Annotated in this window: 14 protein-coding genes; 8 read left to right on the top strand and 6 right to left on the bottom strand. The window is 47.5% G+C overall.

What is annotated here, in order from left to right:
• Positions 1–105: 105 nt before the first annotated feature.
• From D3A97_RS07545 to corA, 3 genes are all read left to right on the top strand, one after another.
• Positions 106–588, top strand: a complete 483-nt coding sequence (locus tag D3A97_RS07545) for a hypothetical protein (protein ID WP_119077768.1) — start codon at positions 106–108, stop codon at positions 586–588.
• Between the two features lie 96 nt (positions 589–684).
• Positions 685–1,944 (top strand): DUF3472 domain-containing protein, encoded by a 1,260-nt coding sequence (locus D3A97_RS07540; protein ID WP_119077767.1) that lies wholly within the window; start codon positions 685–687, stop codon positions 1,942–1,944.
• A 216-nt stretch (positions 1,945–2,160) separates the two neighbouring features.
• The gene (gene corA / locus D3A97_RS07535) at positions 2,161–3,258 is read left to right on the top strand and encodes a magnesium/cobalt transporter CorA (protein ID WP_119077766.1); all 1,098 of its coding nucleotides are present in this window, start codon (positions 2,161–2,163) and stop codon (positions 3,256–3,258) included.
• Positions 3,259–3,261: 3 nt separating this feature from the next.
• On the opposite strand, the gene D3A97_RS07530 is transcribed toward corA, so the two are convergent.
• The gene (locus tag D3A97_RS07530; protein ID WP_119077765.1) at positions 3,262–3,765 is read right to left on the bottom strand and encodes a DUF2480 family protein; all 504 of its coding nucleotides are present in this window, start codon (positions 3,763–3,765) and stop codon (positions 3,262–3,264) included.
• Between the two features lie 129 nt (positions 3,766–3,894).
• Positions 3,895–6,012: a peptidylprolyl isomerase gene (locus tag D3A97_RS07525; protein ID WP_119077764.1), complete on the bottom strand. Its 2,118-nt coding sequence runs from the start codon at positions 6,010–6,012 to the stop codon at positions 3,895–3,897.
• Positions 6,013–6,764: 752 nt separating this feature from the next.
• On the opposite strand from D3A97_RS07525, the gene nadA reads away from it, so the two are divergent.
• Positions 6,765–7,772, top strand: a complete 1,008-nt coding sequence (gene nadA / locus D3A97_RS07520; protein WP_119077763.1) for a quinolinate synthase NadA — start codon at positions 6,765–6,767, stop codon at positions 7,770–7,772.
• A 434-nt stretch (positions 7,773–8,206) separates the two neighbouring features.
• Here the strand turns inward: nadA and D3A97_RS07515 are convergent, their stop codons facing one another.
• Positions 8,207–8,437, bottom strand: coding sequence for a FeoA family protein (locus D3A97_RS07515; protein ID WP_119077762.1), 231 nt, complete (start codon positions 8,435–8,437; stop codon positions 8,207–8,209).
• A gap of 133 nt (positions 8,438–8,570) precedes the next feature.
• Here D3A97_RS07515 and ybeY point away from each other — a divergent pair, with 133 nt between their 5' ends.
• From ybeY to D3A97_RS07495, 4 genes are all read left to right on the top strand, one after another.
• A complete protein-coding gene (ybeY, locus tag D3A97_RS07510) occupies positions 8,571–8,996 on the top strand; it encodes an rRNA maturation RNase YbeY (protein ID WP_119077761.1) in 426 nt (141 codons plus the stop codon).
• A 1,102-nt stretch (positions 8,997–10,098) separates the two neighbouring features.
• Positions 10,099–11,967 carry a tRNA uridine-5-carboxymethylaminomethyl(34) synthesis enzyme MnmG gene (mnmG, locus tag D3A97_RS07505; RefSeq protein ID WP_119077760.1) on the top strand — a complete coding sequence of 623 codons (1,869 nt, stop codon included), beginning with the start codon at positions 10,099–10,101 and terminating at the stop codon, positions 11,965–11,967.
• 415 nt (positions 11,968–12,382) lie between these two features.
• Entirely contained in the window at positions 12,383–12,958 is a 576-nt protein-coding gene (locus D3A97_RS07500) for an RNA polymerase sigma factor (protein WP_119077759.1), read from the top strand.
• Positions 12,955–14,199 (top strand): porin family protein, encoded by a 1,245-nt coding sequence (locus tag D3A97_RS07495; protein WP_119077758.1) that lies wholly within the window; start codon positions 12,955–12,957, stop codon positions 14,197–14,199. Before D3A97_RS07500 ends, D3A97_RS07495 begins: the two co-directional genes overlap by 4 nt.
• A gap of 3 nt (positions 14,200–14,202) precedes the next feature.
• Here D3A97_RS07495 and D3A97_RS07490 read toward each other — a convergent pair whose 3' ends face one another.
• From D3A97_RS07490 to D3A97_RS07480, 3 genes are read right to left on the bottom strand one after another with little or no spacing between them, the layout of a single operon-like run.
• Positions 14,203–14,730: a CopD family protein gene (locus tag D3A97_RS07490; RefSeq protein ID WP_119077757.1), complete on the bottom strand. Its 528-nt coding sequence runs from the start codon at positions 14,728–14,730 to the stop codon at positions 14,203–14,205.
• Positions 14,731–14,756: 26 nt separating this feature from the next.
• On the bottom strand, positions 14,757–15,710 hold the full coding sequence (locus tag D3A97_RS07485; protein ID WP_119077756.1) for a carotenoid biosynthesis protein: 954 nt from the start codon (positions 15,708–15,710) through the stop codon (positions 14,757–14,759).
• 10 nt (positions 15,711–15,720) lie between these two features.
• A complete protein-coding gene (locus D3A97_RS07480; protein ID WP_119077755.1) occupies positions 15,721–17,022 on the bottom strand; it encodes an MFS transporter in 1,302 nt (433 codons plus the stop codon).
• Positions 17,023–17,035: the final 13 nt, after the last annotated feature.

The raw sequence follows: 17,035 nt of genomic DNA, 5'->3' as shown, positions 1-17,035 counted from the left end.
AAGGCTTAAAAATTAACAGAAATTCGTCATATATTCGGGTAAAGTGATGTGTTCCATATGGATACCTGGTTTACCCTACCTACCGTTTCCGATGAACGCCCTCCTATGACCAATTTACCCGCTTACCCGGATTTTACGGTGACTCTTTCCGGGAACGACTGGCGGCAGGCAGAGTTTATCAACATTAACAAGCTATGCGCCGTTGGAGAGGAGATGGATGAGATCAAGGACGTGCGCATTAACCACAGCAAGGAATTTGCTGACGGCATGCGGCAGTATCACCGTTTGTATACCCGCCACCAGGTGGGCGCCCCGGAACTTTTCATCCCTCTTTTTGAACTGAAAACTTTTCTCAAAAGCAATATCATCGGCAGCATTGCCATGCAGGAGCATCCCGGCTTTGTGAAGCAGGGCTTTGCCCTTTCCTCCGCGGCCGGATGCTACTACGGGCTGGAAGAAAACGGTGTGGTAAAGTCTCTTTGCATCCATAACCTCACCCATGCGGCGGAAAAAGAAGTGCCGCGGCTGGTACGGGTCTTCTCCCTTATCTACGTAAACTGGTGCAACTGCACCATTCTGACCCCCTGAAAAAGCCCCCTTTCTCAGCAAATTGTCACTTTTTACCGCGCGTCATTGCATCAACCGGGCGGGAAGATTTTATTTGTATACTTCAATTGCAATGTTATGATAAGATCAGGCTACTCTCTGATGCTGCTGGGTTTGCTGGCAGGCGCGCCCATTGCCCGGGCCCAGCAGGGGCCGGTGGTGCTGCCCGGCTTTACCGCGTATGCAGTGCCGGAAGAAAAAGGGGTGGACGTGTCTGCCCGCAACGGCGTGGTGAAATGGACAGACAGTGCCAACACCGTCAACTTCTACTTTCATGCCGCGCATGCCGGCCCCGTCAAACTGGCGCTGCAGGCTAAAAGCGACGGCCCTTCCAAAATAAAGGTATCGCTCAACGGCGCCGAGAAAATAGTTAGTGTTGATAACGCCAACGCATACTCGGAAATACCGGTACTGCAAACGCGGTTAAAGAAGCCCGGCTTCTATACTGTTTCTCTGAAAGGCCTGGAAAAACAGGGCGCGGTATACGCAGATGTTAAAAGCATCAGCCTGGAAGGCGCCGCCACCAAAGACATGCAGTTCAATCCAAAACCATGGCGCCGCTCCGCTTCCGTGCATCTGAACTACAGCCCGCCGGAAGGCAAGGATGTGGAATGGTTCTACGGTGAAATAAAAGTACCCGAAGGGCAAGACAAACTGGGCACCTATTTCATGTCTTGCGGCTGGCACCGCGGGTATTTCGGCATGCAGGTGAACAGCCCCACAGAACGCCGAATCATCTTTTCCGTATGGGATTCCGGCAAGGAGCCGGATGACAGGGCCAAGGTGCGATATGAAGACCAGGTAACCCTGCTGGCAAAGGGAGACAGCGTGGTGGCCCACGGCTTTGGCGGAGAAGGTACCGGCGGCCACAGCCACTGGGTGTACAACTGGAAGGCCGGTGAAACTTACCGCTTTCTGATGCATGCCGTGCCCGCCGGCGTCAATACGCAGTACACCGCCTATTTCTACGTGCCCGAGCACAAAGAATGGAAGCTTATAGCCAGCTTCCGGGCACCGAAAGACGGCAAGTACATGAGCAGGCTCTATTCGTTCCTGGAAAATTTCAGCTTTGAGAACGGCTTCCTTTACCGCAAAGGCTACTTCGGCAACCACTGGATCAAAACCAGCGCCGGGGAATGGATAGAACTGACAAAAGCCCGCTTTAGCAATGACGCTACCGCCCGTGCAAAAGACCGGCTGGATTTTGGCGGCGGTTCGGAAAACGGCATGTTCTATTTATGGACAGCTGGCTTCCTTCCCGCTGATGCCAAGGCTGGTGACGTGTTTGAACGCCCTGCGCTCGGGCGTCAGCCGGATATTGAGCTGCCAAAATTCTGACCATAACCACCATTAAAATAGTATAGGGCCGTCCAAAAAGTAATTTTTACCTGGTTTCACTCGGGTACGTGATGGAGCGATCTTTCGTTTACACGATTCTCAAGCCCATCAAATTACCTTTTGGACGGCCCTTTTTATGGAAACAAACCTCATCTGGCCGGAACGGCGAAATGGTTCTCTGCTGAAATAAAGTTATTTTAGCAAAAAAACACCGGTATGGCCAAACGCCCACTATTGCCCATTCCAGATGCTATCAATCCGTTCCGGATAAAAAAACAGCGGCTGATGAACTTTAACCCGGTTACGGCCACCACCTCGCGCAAACCGGTAGACCATGTGAAGATCACTGTTTTTGAATACAATGAAAAAGGCGTGCGGGAAGAAGTAATGCCCGATGCCCAGAGTTGCCTCAGGTTTAGCAAAACGGACTGTGTGAAGTGGATCAATGTAGACGGGGTACGCCGGGAAGAAGTGGAGATCATTTGCAACAACTTCAACATCCACCCCCTGCTCATGGAAGACATCCTGAGCGAGGGCCAGCGCGCAAAAATGGACGAGATCCGCGAAAATCTGTTCTGCCTGCTGCCCATGGCATATTTCCGGGCGGAAAGCTCTTCCGTAGAAATTGAACAGGTCAGCCTGGTGCTGGGCAAGAACGTGGTGATCTCTTTTCAGGACGATCCTGACAGGGATGTGTTCAACCCCATACGAGAAAAGCTGCGCAACGGCGGCACCAAGCTGCGTATGAAAGGCGCGGACTATTTGTTGTACACCCTGCTGGATACTATTGTAGATAACTATTTTATGGTGATGGACCGCCTGGGGGAGCGTATTGAAGTGCTTGAGGACATTATTCCGCGCCAGCCCAATAACCGGACGCTGGGCCGCATCAACTACCTGCGCAAAGAGATGCTGCTGTTCAAACGTTCCATTGCCCCCGTGCGGGAGCTGATGAACGGGTTGATGAAATCCGAGAACGACTGGCTGATGGAAGACACAGAAAAATACTTCAAAGATGTGTACGACCATATTGTGCAGGCCAATGACCTTGCGGAAAGCTATCGGGACCTGGTCATGAACCTGCAGGAGCTATACCATGCGCAAATGAACCAGAAACTCAATGAAGTGATGAAGGTGCTGGCTATTGTAACCACGCTGCTGGCCCCGCTTACCGTTATTACCGGCATCTACGGCATGAACTTCGATATAATGCCGGAGCTGAGAAGCCCCTATGGCTACTTTATAGTGTTGGGCGTAATGCTACTGATTTTTGTTTCCATGATCTTTATTTTCCGGAAACGCGGCTGGTTCTGATGCCTACTTTTTCTTGAATACCGGTACGGTAGAGCAAGGTTCCCCATACATAATACTTTTTACCACCGGGCGCAGCAGGCGGGTAATTTCCACATAAGCGGCTTCGGTAATGGTTTTGTTTCCGCAACCTTTCACCACCACCCGCTGGTCCTGGTACTGCTGCGGGTCAATGGCAGCCATATTTTTGAGGAACAGGGTCTTGTGTACAAACTCTTCGTCCCCGAAGGCATAAAACGCCGCCACCGGCTGGAGGTAGCTGGCCACCAGCATGTACGCCCAGATAGGCACAATAGCATCTGCCGTACAAACAATGGCCACATTTTTATTGCGGTATATTTCCCAGTCTAACGCCAGCAGGCCAGCCCGGAAGTCTTTTTCTTTCAGGATCAGCTCCATGAAAAGATGATCTTTCATGTCAAAAACAACCGTTTCCCCCGTGGGATAGAATTTTTCCAGGTCTATAGTGGTAAGTGCGCTTTGCGCAACTTTATTAACGATCTCGTCCATAATACTGCAAATTTACGGATTCCGGCAGAATCAATGGTAATGGGAGGGTCATGCGCGGGATAATGGTCACGTACCAAAAACAAAAGGCCGGGAATATCCCGGCCTTTGCTATGAATAGATCTATAAAAATCAGTTTTGTGTAAAGAACTCCGCGCGGTTGTCTTTCACGTTGCTTTTCTTTTTCAGCACCTGGAACAGTTGTTGGTCTACCATCTGTTTCAGGTTCTGCTCGTAAGCCTGGCGCTGCTGGGCATAGTCCGTTCCGGGAGCCGGGGCGGGCGCATAGCTGTTTACCTTGATCACAAATACACCGCCGTTACCATGGATAGGCTCACTAACTTTTGCAGTGCCCCAACCTTTGTTAAAGGCGGCGCCTACTACGCGGGGCTCAAAGCCCATGGAAGGTACAAAGGGCGTAGAGAAGTTCACGCCTTCAGCCGTGAGTACCGGCTGGTTGGTGGCTGCAGCTGCTGCTTCCAGGTTAGCCGGTGATTTGAACTGCGCGGCGATCTGTTCTGCCTTTTTAGTTTTTTTCACTTCGGCTTCTACCTGCGGGCGCACTTCATCCAGCGGGGCCAGGCCCTTATTGCGAACACCGGTGAGTACCGCTACCACAAATTTGTCTTCCAGCGTAAATACAGGGCTCACCTCTCCTTTATCCGCCTTGTAAGCCCAGCTTACAATTTCGCGGGAAGAACCCAGGCCCGGCAGTACAAAGTCCATCGGTTGTATGTTATCTGCTATGCGTTTGTTCAGGCCTTTTTCCTGTACTGTTTTTTCAAATGTTTTACGGTCGCCGTTTTTAGAAGCAAAATCATTGGCAAGCCCCAAAGCATCACTGCTGGTGGTGGTACTCGCGTCTACCGGTTTGGCCAGGTAGGCTATTTTCAGCGCCGGGCCAAAGTTTTTCTGCTCGGTGATCTTTACGATAGCAAAACCGCCTACCGCCAGCCGGATGGTTTTCAACTGGCCGTTGGTACCGCTGAAAACAAAGTCTTTCACTTCTTTCAGTTCGTTGGCAAAATAGCTGTTGGGGCTGAGGGTATATTCCCCACCGGTTTGTTTGCTGCTGGGATCGTCAGAGAACTGTGCAGCCAGGGCTGCCATGTCTGCCCCACCACGGATGGCCGCTTCCAGGCTGTCTACGCGTTTTTTAACCGCAGAGTCCGCACCGGGCTGGGCTATCATCACTATCTGGCGGAACTTTACCGTGTCAGGCATAGTTTTACGGTCCAGCATTTTTGCGAACACCACTACATTATTATCCTGGTAAGGGCCATAGATGGCGCCTACGGGCAGGTCAATAATAGAGTCTTTTGCCGGCACCTGTATGGCGTTGCGGGATGCATAGCCGTCATAGAAAGCCAGGTCGGAATTGAGTTTGATGAAACCGGCAATATCAGGCGTGGTATCCATTTCCGCTTTCAGCTTCAGCAGCTCGGCCATGGCGGCAGTTGTATCTGAAGCAGTGGGTACTACGTCAAAAGATACATATTCCACCTTGCGGCTTTCAGGTACTTCAAAGCGGGCTTTGTTGTCCTGGATGTATTTATTCAGTTCAGCGTCTGTTACCTTGATAGTGCTGTCTGCAATGGTAGCATAGGGCACCTGCACATAACCGATGGTAGCGTTCTGGCCATTGTCTGCAGCCTGTTGGGTGGCGAGCCATTTGGGATAGTTGAGGCCCTGATGTACCAGGGTAATATATTTAAGGTTCCGCTGGTATTCTGCAATAGCGTTATCAAAAGCCACCAGCTGCGCGCTTACTTCACCCGTTTGGTCCTGACGCGCATTTTCCCGCACGCGGTCAAAAATGCCGCGGTCAAACTGGCCGGTTTCAGGATTGGTAAAATTCTGCAATACCAGGGGGTGCGGGTTCTTGCCATTAATATGATCAGCAATTTCTACGGGAGTTACATCAATGCCCAGTTCTTCATACTGCGCTTTCATAATGTGCTCGCGCAGGAACTGGTCCCAGGCTTCTTCACGGATGTACTGCTGTGTTTCCTCGTCGAGGCTGGCACCCTGCATTTGCTGGCGCATCCGGTTCTGGGAGTTTTCAATACGTTGCATGTACTCCCTGTAATCCAGTTCCTCGCCGTTCACTTTACCTACAGTGGTAGACTGGCCAAACATGCGGCTGGAACCAAAGAATACATCCTGCAGCAAAAAGCTCACAATAGCCAGACATATCAATACGATGATAACGACGGCATACTTGTCCCTGATTTTCTGAATAACTGACATATAATATATTGTCTAAATTTTAGAGGTAGCAAAAATAGAATAAAATAGTTGTAACTGCAAAATCGCTTTTAATTGCTCCAAAGCCAATACAGTAAAGGGTTTACGCGGTATTTGGAGGTCCCGGTTTTTGGCTTCATTCACACTTTTTCCACATGTTGGTTTAATTTAATGCACAGGTATTGGTTGTTATACATCCAGTTCAAAGTCCGTCATTAGGCTGTTTCCGGCAAAGAAACCCGTAAAATGCAGGTATTGGTTATCCACAAAATAAGGATATAGGTTGTATAATCCACAACAATTTGTGGATACTGCCACGTGAAACCGGAAAATTTTTGATGGCGGGAGATTTCAGCGAGGTGAGGTAATTTTTCCACAAAAGCTGTTAATAACCATGGGGTAAACCCTGTTTTTTGTGGGAAATGGAGGCGGCCGGAGTAGGTAAAACTAAATTTGTTATTCTTCCGGGAGTTTGTCCGGTAATTTCCGAGGTGGATAACCGGCCTGTTTTAACATTTTCTTAATACTCACAAGCCGGAAAAGTTGTTCACTCATTTCCCTGTCAACACTGTGGATAAAGCCGCTCAAATTCAGCAGCAGCGCCAAAATACGCTGTTAATTTCATGTGGATAGCGGCAGAAAAAATAATAACAACTACATTTGTATATGGTCAGGAAAATGAGTTTCCCCCATATTCACACCCCTAGTAGTAGTGGGCTTTTCTTCTTTTTTAAAAAGAAAAAAAATTATAGTGTATGATTACGGCATTAACGGAAGCAAAAAAAAATTTGCAGAAAAAAGGATTTCTGGATATGGAGGTGGATGTTCAGCTGGATCTTTTTGCTGAAATAGACCGGCTTAAAAAAGAAAAGAATGCCATCATCCTGGCGCATTATTACCAGGAGCCGGATATCCAGGATGTGGCGGATTATATTGGTGACAGCCTAGGCCTCAGCCAGCAGGCGGCTAAAACGGATGCAGACATTATTGTTTTTGCCGGGGTGCATTTTATGGCTGAAACCGCCAAAATTCTCAGTCCTCAGAAGAAAGTGCTGTTACCGGACCTGAAGGCCGGCTGCTCGCTGGCAGACAGTGCGCCGCCGGAGCTGTTCAAAAAATTCCGGGACCAGTACCCGGACCACATCGTGATTTCCTATATTAACTGTTCCGCCGGTATCAAAGCGCTCAGCGATATCATTTGCACGAGCTCCAACGCCGAAAAAATCATTGAAAGCGTGCCGAAGGACCAGCCCATCATTTTTGCGCCAGACCGCAACCTCGGGTCTTATTTGGTCAAAAAAACGGGTCGTGACATGGTGTTGTGGAACGGGGCCTGTATGGTGCACGAAATCTTCAGCCTGGAAAAGATCACCAAGCTGAAAATGCGGCATCCCGGTGCAAAGATCATTGCGCATCCGGAATGTGAAGCCCCGGTTTTGGCCATTGCTGATTTTATAGGTTCCACTACCGGCCTGCTGAAATTCACACAACGGGATGATGCGCAGGAATACATTGTGGTAACGGAAACAGGTATTTTGCACCAGATGCAGAAAGAGAACCCTGCCAAGACTTTTATACCTGCTCCGCCTAATAATGCGTGCGCCTGCAATGATTGTCCCCATATGAAATTGAACACGCTGGAGAAACTTTACCTCTGCATGGAATATGAAGAGCCGGAAATTACCATGGAAGAATCTCTGCGGATAGCGGCCAAAAAACCAATAGACCGTATGCTGGAGATTAGCGCCAGGGCGGGACTTTAAAAATAGAAGGTTAATCTGATTGGAGGAAGCTGCTTTGTGAAGCAGCTTTTTCTTTGGCTATTTAGGATGAATACGGGTATTTTTATGTATTTATATAAATGAATAACAAATAAATACGTATTAAAAGATGGATATTTTAGCTTGAGAGTATATATTTTTTTAGTAAGGTAACAGCTGATTGATTGTGGCATTCTGTTATAACGCTAGATGAATAATAACCAAAAGCTTTCACCTTACCGATGGGGATCTGTTTTGTTTGAGTATGGAATAGCCGGCAGGATACTGTTGTTCTTTTTGTTTCAGCTGTCTCCCTTTCTGGTTGTTTAAAACGGAACCTGCTCTCCATTATCCGAAATTGTATTATTATAACTCCCGGAAACAAAAAAGGATGCCCCTGAAAAGAGCATCCTTTTATAAGATCTTGAACGTTGGAACTAGACAGCAACTTCTTCTACCCAAATATGATCTGCTTCTGTTTTGCGGAGACTCAAGTTGTAGCCGGCCACAATAATACAGATGGGATCACCAAGCGGGGCAATTTTTTCAACCTTTACTGTTTCTCCCGGTACACACCCCATTTCCATTAATTTTATGTGGAGATCGCTTTTTGCAAATTCCCGGATCACTGCGCTTTTGCCAATCGTGAGAGACGAAAGTTTAATCATATATGTTTATTGAGCGAGTTAAAAACCAGTCTGTGACCAAGGCCCCAGCTATTACAATGCAAAGGTATCGTACAAAGGCCAATATGCAAAAAACGACGGTGGTAGATCGGGATTTTCACTATAATTTTACATTATGGCTATATATTTCTCAGCACATGAAGTGAAGGTAGGATTAAAAGACAGGACCCGGCTAAAGGGGTTTATTACTGAATTATTCAAAAGGGAACAGCAGGGTTTGGCTAATCTGCAATATGTATTTTGTAAGGATGAATATCTTCTCGAGATCAACCAGGAATTTTTGCAACATGATACCTATACAGATATTGTGACCTTTGAATTATCTGCTGACCCTGATATTACGGAAGGAGAAATTTACATTAGTGTAGACCGGGTGAAGGAGAATGCGGAGCATTTCGAGGTAAGTGAAAATTATGAATTACACCGGGTGATATTTCATGGGGCTTTGCATTTATGTGGTTATAGAGATAAGACGAAGAAAGAAGAAACGTTAATGAGGCAAAAGGAAGATGAATACCTTCACCTATATTTTGAAAAGTGATTTTGGGATGTTCCACGTGGAACATCCTTTTTTTTGAAGATGGCCCATTTAAAAGAACCGGTAGGTAAATGGGTTTACATTCAATTGTATTATCTGCCGGTCTCTCATGGAGGGGTTTGAAGATAATAGCAGTATAGGGTCTCCCCTATTTAATACATAGATTTGACTGTGCCTCAAGAAAAAAATTGATCCCCGACTTCTTCTTCAAATCCATCAAATCATGATTGTTGACAAACGAAAGGTTGGTTGCCTTGGCTAATACATGGTTTAAGGTGGATAGGTACATCTGAACGAAAAGGAGCGGATATTTTTATGACTATTTTCTTGTTGAGAAATTTATTGATGTATACTCCATGGAACCTTAGAAATATTCTACTTTTTATTTGAGGATTTTAAGAAGCGACGTAGCATTTTTCTGAGAGAGATACACTATGACATTTGATGTGACCACCGGCCATTTTGATAGTAGCATACATGACCTGCTGCTTGTTATTTGCTTAAGGATAAGGAATATCCCTCTGTATAAGTGGTGGTTTGAGCAGCCTGTTGTCAGTTTCTGGACTGTTTACAACTTGTACAGTCTCTATAATTGCTCGTTTTTTATACGTTGTTAGAAATTTAAAAGAGAAGACTTTTGTTGCCCGCTTTTAAAGCTGGCGATTACATGAGCCAATGTGTCTGGAGTAAAGATGCTGAACCTATTTCAGTGGCTGTAGCATCTCAATAAGGTATTCAATTCCATTTCAAGTAAGGTATCCAAGTCAATATACGGATTTCAAACGGGGGCTATCTACCTGAAACTTCCCAAGGTGTATAGGGATGCCGCCAATTGAAGCCAGGTTTTGATAGAAGCCCACGGACATCAATGATGATAGCCGGCGCTTTACTTAGTCTGTATACAGAAAAAGGCTAAGAACGATACGGTTTTAAACTAATCTGGATTGAATAGACCTTATACGGCCATGTTTTCTCGTACTTAAATTCCCGGGGAAATAAGCAATGTTCCACGTGGAACATTCTGGATGGGAGGTACACTGTTACTTCAAAATCCCTCCCTCCCATCCACGTTTTATACTTAACTTTGCACTTTCAAAAATCAAGTATGTTTCCTTCTTACGATGCTATTATTGTCGGTGCCGGACATGCCGGTTGTGAGGCTGCCGCTGCTGCCGCCAACATGGGGTCCCGTGTGTTGCTGGTGACTATGAATATGCAAACAATTGCCCAAATGAGCTGTAACCCCGCCATGGGGGGCATTGCAAAAGGGCAAATTGTACGTGAAATAGATGCATTGGGAGGATATTCTGGTATTGTTACAGACCAGTCCATGATCCAGTTCAGAATGTTGAACCGGAGCAAGGGTCCCGCCATGTGGAGCCCCAGAGCCCAGAGTGACCGCATGTTATTTGCCGCCAAATGGAGGGAAGCGCTGGAGAATACACCGGGAGTAGATTTTTATCAGGATATGGTGAAGGGCCTCCTCGTAAAAAACGGCCGGTGCTATGGTGTGATCACCGGTCTTGGGCACCATATAGAGGCAAAAGCAGTAGTACTTACCAATGGCACGTTCCTGAACGGGGTAATCCATATCGGGGATAAACAATTTGGCGGTGGCCGTGTAGCGGAAAAAGCCGCTACCGGTATCACAGAGCAATTGGTAACCCTTGGTTTTGAAAGTGACAGGCTTAAAACAGGTACTCCTCCCCGTATAGATGGCCGCAGTCTCGACTATTCCAAAATGGAGGAGCAGAAAGGAGATGAAGAAATGACCGGCTTTTCTTACATGGACGTAGAAAAGATCCGCCCTGAGCAACAACGGAGCTGCTGGATCACGTATACCAGTGAAGCCGTTCATGATGTTTTGCGCACCGGTTTTGACCGGTCCCCCATGTTCCAGGGCAGAATACAGGGTGTTGGACCCCGCTATTGCCCCAGCATTGAAGATAAAATCAACCGTTTTGCCGAAAGAGAACGCCACCAGTTGTTTGTAGAACCGGAAGGTTTTAATACAGTGGAGATCTATGTGAACGGTTTTTCTACCTCCCTGCCGGAAGATGTTCAGCAAAAAGCGCTGCGCATGGTGCCCGGTTTTGAGAATGCAAGGATGTTCCGGCCGGGGTATGCCATAGAGTATGACTACTTCCCCCCTACGCAACTAAAGTTTTCCCTGGAAACAAAACAGGTGGAAAACCTGTTCTTCGCGGGGCAAATTAACGGCACTACCGGCTACGAAGAAGCTGCCTGCCAGGGATTGATGGCCGGCATCAACGCCCACCTCAAGGTAACGGAGCAGGGACCGCTGGTACTCAAACGCAGTGAAGCGTACATTGGCGTACTGATAGATGACCTGATCAACAAAGGTACTGATGAACCTTACCGCATGTTTACTTCCCGTGCGGAGTTCCGTACACTGCTGCGGCAAGACAATGCGGACCTCCGCCTTACCGAAAAAAGCTATGGCCTGGGCCTGGCCTCGGAAGAAAGAATGGAGAGAACACGCTCAAAAATTGCCGGTGTGGAAAAGGTAAAAGGCATATTGAAGGAGTTGGCACTGGAACCGGAGGAAGCCAACGCTTGGTTGGAAGCCAACGGCTCGGCCCCGCTCACGCAAAAACAACGTGCCCACCAGGTATTGCTCCGCCCGGGACTGGATATTATTTCCATGAAAAACAGCTTGCCGAAAGTTGAAAAAGCACTCAATGATTATAGCCGCGAAGTAATGGAGCAAGTAGAGATACAGGTGAAATATGATGTATACATTGAAAAGGAAAATGAACTGGTGCAACGAATGAGCCAACTGGAAAACCTGGTAATACCGGAAACATTCGACTATTCAAAACTGGTATCACTCTCTAACGAAGCAAGACAAAAGTTCATAAAAATAAAACCACGTACTTTAGGACAGGCCAGCCGTATCAGCGGAGTAAATCCGAGTGACGTGCAGATCCTGATGGTTTTTATGGGTCGTTAATTTTGCAAAAGAATCAGCAAAAAAAGAGATGCAACAAAAAGGCATCTCTTTTTTTATGCATTTCCTGCAGGAAATGCATAAAATCAATAAAACATTGAAAATCAGCCCATAATGACCCTTAAAAACACATCCTCAAATTTCAACGATCTCTCCCTGTTGCAATACATGGTATCAAAATCACCTTTGTGACGAAAAAAGGCCCTTAGAATGCGATTTTCGGATACAACCGCAAAAAACATCATTTTTTAGCCTAAAAAATATAGAAAGGCAACCGGTATTACTGTTGACACGTACAAATGTGGAGAAAAAGAAAAAGAAGGGCCACATCAAAAAAGAAGAGTAACTTTTAGCAAAGCAGAATATTCCACGTGGAACATTTTGTTTTGTGCCGAGTCAGGATCGTAACTAAAACAGAGTGCACGACATATCAGACATTATTGAAGGTTGCCGGCAATGGAAGCGCGGTAGCCAGGAAGCACTTTACCGGCAGTTCTTCGGATATGCCATGGCCATCTGTTTGCGTTATGCGAGCAATAAGAGTGAAGCGATTGAGATCTTGAACGATGGCTTCCTGAAAATTTTTAACCACATCAATTCTTACGATACCTCCCGGCCGTTCAAAAGTTGGCTCAGCAAAATAATGGCCAATACCGCTATTGACCATTTACGAAGCCGGAAAAAAATTTCGTTTGCCGAAGACATTTCCCAGGCCTATGATCTGGGAGTTACTGATGACAAAGCCCTGGACAAGTTATCCTATGATGAAATACTCCTTCTGGTGCAAAACCTGCCACCTGCTTACAAAACTGTTTTTAACCTGTACGTAATGGAAGGTTTTCAGCACCAGGAAATTGCTGCTATGCTGGGTATTTCAGAAGGCACTTCAAAATCCAATTTGTTTAAAGCAAAAAGAATTTTGAAAGAGAAGATAGAAGAATTAACATCCCTAAACAAAGACGCCGACAAAATTGGCGCAAGCATCAGAAAATGAGCGAACAGTTTGAAAATAGCATCCGTAAAAAACTGCAAGAGGCAGAAGCTGCATTTGATCCCGCTGCCTGGGACCAGATGAAAAAGCGGCTGGACGATGCAGACCGCCGCCACCCGGCTTTCTGGTGGTGGGCCGGAGGTCTGGGACTGCTCCTTCTACTGGGTACCGGCGGTTGGTGGTGGCTTTCCAGGCATCAACCAGGTATAAACAACGAACTGCAAAACCGTATAACCGTTACTGATAGTATTTCACGGAATGTTGCAGAAAAACCTGTCAATAATGAAAATGCGGCCAGTGGAAGAAATACGGACATCAACATGCCTGTTGTGGACAAATCTGCATCAGCTGGTAATACAGCCAAGAGCAATACGGGCAGGTCGGTATTCAAGGTTCCTGGTAACAATACAAGTAGCAATAAAACAGACAGACCTGTAGATGTTAACCGTCAAAACCTTGCTATAAACAGCGATGACACTAACCGAAATGTGAATAAGCCAGCTGCTGACCCGCAAACAGCTACTAACGCCTCAGCCACCGGAGATAAACCAGTTACTGCAAATGTACTGCCTGCTCCGCCGCAAGAAACCCAATCACTCACTAACACGCCTGATACGGCTAAATCAGCCATGGTTGAGGATAAATTGCCGGTAAAACCCGCGCAAAAGACCCGCAAACGCGGCTTTGAAGGAGGCATTACCCTGAGCGCGGACTATAATTCAGTTCCTTCTCTCAAATACGGGCGCATCGGGTTTGGCGGCGGCCTGCTCATTAAATATCATATCAGCAACAGCTTTTACCTGAGCACGGGTGCGTCTTACACCAAAAAACTGTATGGCGCGGAAGATAGAGACTACACCAGCAACTACCCTACCAACTATAAAAAAATTGAGGCAGACTGTAATGTGCTGGACGTGCCGCTGAACCTGCATTATACCTTCCTGCACCGCCCAAAAGCCCGCTGGAGCGCAATGGCCGGTGCGTCATCTTATTTCATGCTGAAGGAAAAATACGAGTACTACAATTATTCAGGTGGCAAGTACACACGGGAATATAATAACAGCAATCACCATTATTTTTCTGTATTGAACCTGGGCGTGAATTATGAAAGGGAAACCCGTGGAAGGATCAGCTGGGGCTTGCAACCATTTGTGAAAGTGCCGTTGAGCGGGGTTGGAGCAGGTGGCGTGAAGTTGCATTCCGCTGGTGTATCACTGCAGGTTACTGTTGGACAAAAGAAATAAGGATCACTTTTTTTCACGGATAGACTTGTACATCCGTATGGCTACCAGGAGGCAGACCGTAAAAACCACCAGTCCAACCAATGCCCACAGCGTACTCAGCAGGCTTTTCAGAATAACCAGGAATACGATGGCCACCAGAAAGATGGTGGCAACTTCATTCCAGATGCGCAGTTGCGTAGAGCTGTATTTAAAACGCCCGTTCATCAGCCCTTTATAGATGCCGTGCAAAAGAAAATGATAGACATAGAGGCCTAGTACAAAAGCAAGTTTTACCCATAACCAGCCAGGGATACCACCCAGCAAAAATATCATCCAGGGCCCGAAAATAAAGGTGAGCACTGCAGAAGGCCATGTAATGCCGAACCATAAACGTTTTATCATGATGCGGAACTGCTCCTGCAGAATACTGCGAGCCGGCTCCTCTTTTTCCTGCGCTTCCGTATAGTATATAAAAAGGCGCACTATATAAAACAACCCGGCAAACCAGGTAACTACAAAAATGATATGCAGCGCCTTGATGTATAAATACATAGTATACAAAAATACTGAAATAATGCTCACGCTGCCAGCGCGCTCTTTTTTTGATGCAGATACCGGTACAGCAGCCAATGTACCAGTACGCCCGCTCCAAAACTGGTGATACTCCAGAAAGTCATCCACCCGTTTTCCCTGTAAAACCCGGCGCCAAAAAACCAGCAGGTGAAATATACATGGAACCAGGCGGGTACCAGCCAGGTTACCAATGGCAGGCGAACATGAGCGGCAACCTGGCGTTTGCGGAAGCCGGCCACGGCCATAACACTGAAAATTATCAGCAGGGCCACAAAACGGTGGGCGCTGGTAACGCCAAACTGCCGGAGCCAGTCAGACAGCGGGAACAATGAAATATACAAAGCCACTTGCGAAAGCAGGATGGATAATAATGGTGTTGAAATACGCCATGCATAAAATCGGCGCAATGAAGTTTTTTCCAGCCAGCGGGCAAAGGCCGAGTAATAGAATACTACCAGCAGCCAGCCGTAAAAATTGCCGTAGGGTACCCCAAACCATTGTCCGGTAAGCGAAAACTCAATGCCCGCCCGGTTTTCCCAGTCCCAGTGCCACATGTGCAGGCGGTAGGCCACCACATCCATGCTCAGGTCTATATTGATGGCCAGCAGGGTATCTATGGCCGCCGCGGCCCAGATGGGCAGATTAAATGCATCCGTTACCAGCCGCGCGGTGTACATGATCACCGCCCAGCCCATGCCAATGCACAATGGAATATCATTGGGTGCATGGCCTAACATGACCCAAAATTTTCCATACACATAACCCGCGCTGGTGGTTACGTTCACGTATTCCAGCAACAGCCCGAAACCAAGCCCTCCCAAAAGGTAAGCCACGCTGCCCGGCCCTTTTTTCCAGGCATGTATGCAGCACAGGGCAAATAGCACATACATGCATACTTCTGTAAGCGGGTAACAGAAGGCGGGAGGATAGTGGTAGGGCATTCCGCGGAAGGGAGGCATATGAATGGCTTTATGATTGTTCTTTGTCTATATATGAATAGGCGCTACTGTCTTTGGCAAATACGTATACCAGCAGGGAAATAAAAATGCAGCCGGTTACATACCAGTAGTAATAAGGCTCGTGCCCTGCATTTTTGAAATATAACGCCAGGTATTCTGCCGTGCCGCCAAAAAGCGCTACGGTTAAGGCATACGGCAGGCCAACGCCAAGCGCCCGCACTTCAGCGGGAAACAGTTCGGCTTTTACCACTGCATTAATGGCCGTGTACCCGCTTACGATCACCAGGGCGCAAAGTATCAGGAAGAATGCGGCCCACAGGGAAGCGGCATGGCTAATAGCGGTCAGGATGGGAACAGTGAACAGGGTGCCCATTACCCCGAACCAGATGAGCAACGGCTTGCGGCTTATTTTATCAGACAGCCAGCCGAACAATGGCTGCATACCGGCATAGATCAGCATGAGAAAAAAGGTGATAACAGTAGCATCTTCTTTGGAGAGTTTTACCGTGTTCACCAGAAATTTCTGCATGTAGGTGGTATAGGTGTAAAAAGCGATGGTGCCGCCCAAGGTGAGGCCTACCACGGTAAGCACCGCCCGCGGATATTTTTTTACCAGTACCATCACAGAGCCGCGTTCATCCTTTTTCCCACCCAGCGTAGCTGATTCATGCATGTTGCTGCGGAGGTAAAGCGCTACCAGCGCCAGCATAGCGCCAATCACAAACGGGATGCGCCAGCCCCACTCGCTTAACTGTTCCGGGGTCAGAAAGATCTTTTGCAGGGAAAGCTGAATGCCCAGCGCGAGTAGCTGACCGCCTATCATGGTCACATATTGAAAGCTGGAAAAAAAACCGCGTCTTCCTGCGGTGGCCACCTCACTGAGATACGTAGCGGAAGTGCCGTACTCCCCTCCTACGCTCAGGCCTTGCAGCAGCCTGGCCAGCAAAAGGAATACGGGCGCCATCATGCCAATGGAGGCATATGCTGGGGTACAGGCAATGATCATGGAGCCGAGAGACATCAGGAGTACAGACAATGTCATGGCGGCCTTTCTCCCCCGTTTGTCTGCTATGCTGCCGAACAACCAGCCCCCGATGGGCCGCATCAGGAAACCTACGGCAAAAATGGCCGCGGTGTTCAGCAATTGTACGGTGCTGTTGCTTTCCGGGAAAAATACGGGTGCAAAATACAGGGCAAAGGCAGAATAGGCATACCAGTCGTACCACTCCACCAGGTTGCCGATAGAACCTGTAAAAATGGCTTTCAGGCGCCATGCTGTGGAAACATGTTGCGGAAGCGGATTTTTGGTCATGAAATCAAAAATA

Origin of the sequence: Chitinophaga alhagiae, from assembly GCF_003568665.1 — a bacterium.
Classification (GTDB): Bacteria; Bacteroidota; Bacteroidia; order Chitinophagales; family Chitinophagaceae; genus Chitinophaga; species Chitinophaga alhagiae.
This window is presented reverse-complemented; position numbering and strand designations above follow the sequence as displayed.

What these genes read in the sequence shown, in the direction of transcription:
- mnmG (WP_119077760.1), top strand. Translation starts at nt 10,099, where the DNA reads ATGTTTCCTTCTTACGATGCTATTATTGTCGGTGCCGGACATGCCGGT.
- D3A97_RS07480 (WP_119077755.1), bottom strand. Translation starts at nt 17,022, where the DNA reads ATGACCAAAAATCCGCTTCCGCAACATGTTTCCACAGCATGGCGCCTG.
- D3A97_RS07540 (WP_119077767.1), top strand. Translation starts at nt 685, where the DNA reads ATGATAAGATCAGGCTACTCTCTGATGCTGCTGGGTTTGCTGGCAGGC.
- D3A97_RS07545 (WP_119077768.1), top strand. Translation starts at nt 106, where the DNA reads ATGACCAATTTACCCGCTTACCCGGATTTTACGGTGACTCTTTCCGGG.
- D3A97_RS07530 (WP_119077765.1), bottom strand. Translation starts at nt 3,765, where the DNA reads ATGGACGAGATCGTTAATAAAGTTGCGCAAAGCGCACTTACCACTATA.
- D3A97_RS07515 (WP_119077762.1), bottom strand. Translation starts at nt 8,437, where the DNA reads ATGATTAAACTTTCGTCTCTCACGATTGGCAAAAGCGCAGTGATCCGG.
- D3A97_RS07495 (WP_119077758.1), top strand. Translation starts at nt 12,955, where the DNA reads ATGAGCGAACAGTTTGAAAATAGCATCCGTAAAAAACTGCAAGAGGCA.
- D3A97_RS07485 (WP_119077756.1), bottom strand. Translation starts at nt 15,710, where the DNA reads ATGCCTCCCTTCCGCGGAATGCCCTACCACTATCCTCCCGCCTTCTGT.
- ybeY (WP_119077761.1), top strand. Translation starts at nt 8,571, where the DNA reads ATGGCTATATATTTCTCAGCACATGAAGTGAAGGTAGGATTAAAAGAC.
- D3A97_RS07525 (WP_119077764.1), bottom strand. Translation starts at nt 6,012, where the DNA reads ATGTCAGTTATTCAGAAAATCAGGGACAAGTATGCCGTCGTTATCATC.
- D3A97_RS07490 (WP_119077757.1), bottom strand. Translation starts at nt 14,730, where the DNA reads ATGTATTTATACATCAAGGCGCTGCATATCATTTTTGTAGTTACCTGG.
- nadA (WP_119077763.1), top strand. Translation starts at nt 6,765, where the DNA reads ATGATTACGGCATTAACGGAAGCAAAAAAAAATTTGCAGAAAAAAGGA.
- corA (WP_119077766.1), top strand. Translation starts at nt 2,161, where the DNA reads ATGGCCAAACGCCCACTATTGCCCATTCCAGATGCTATCAATCCGTTC.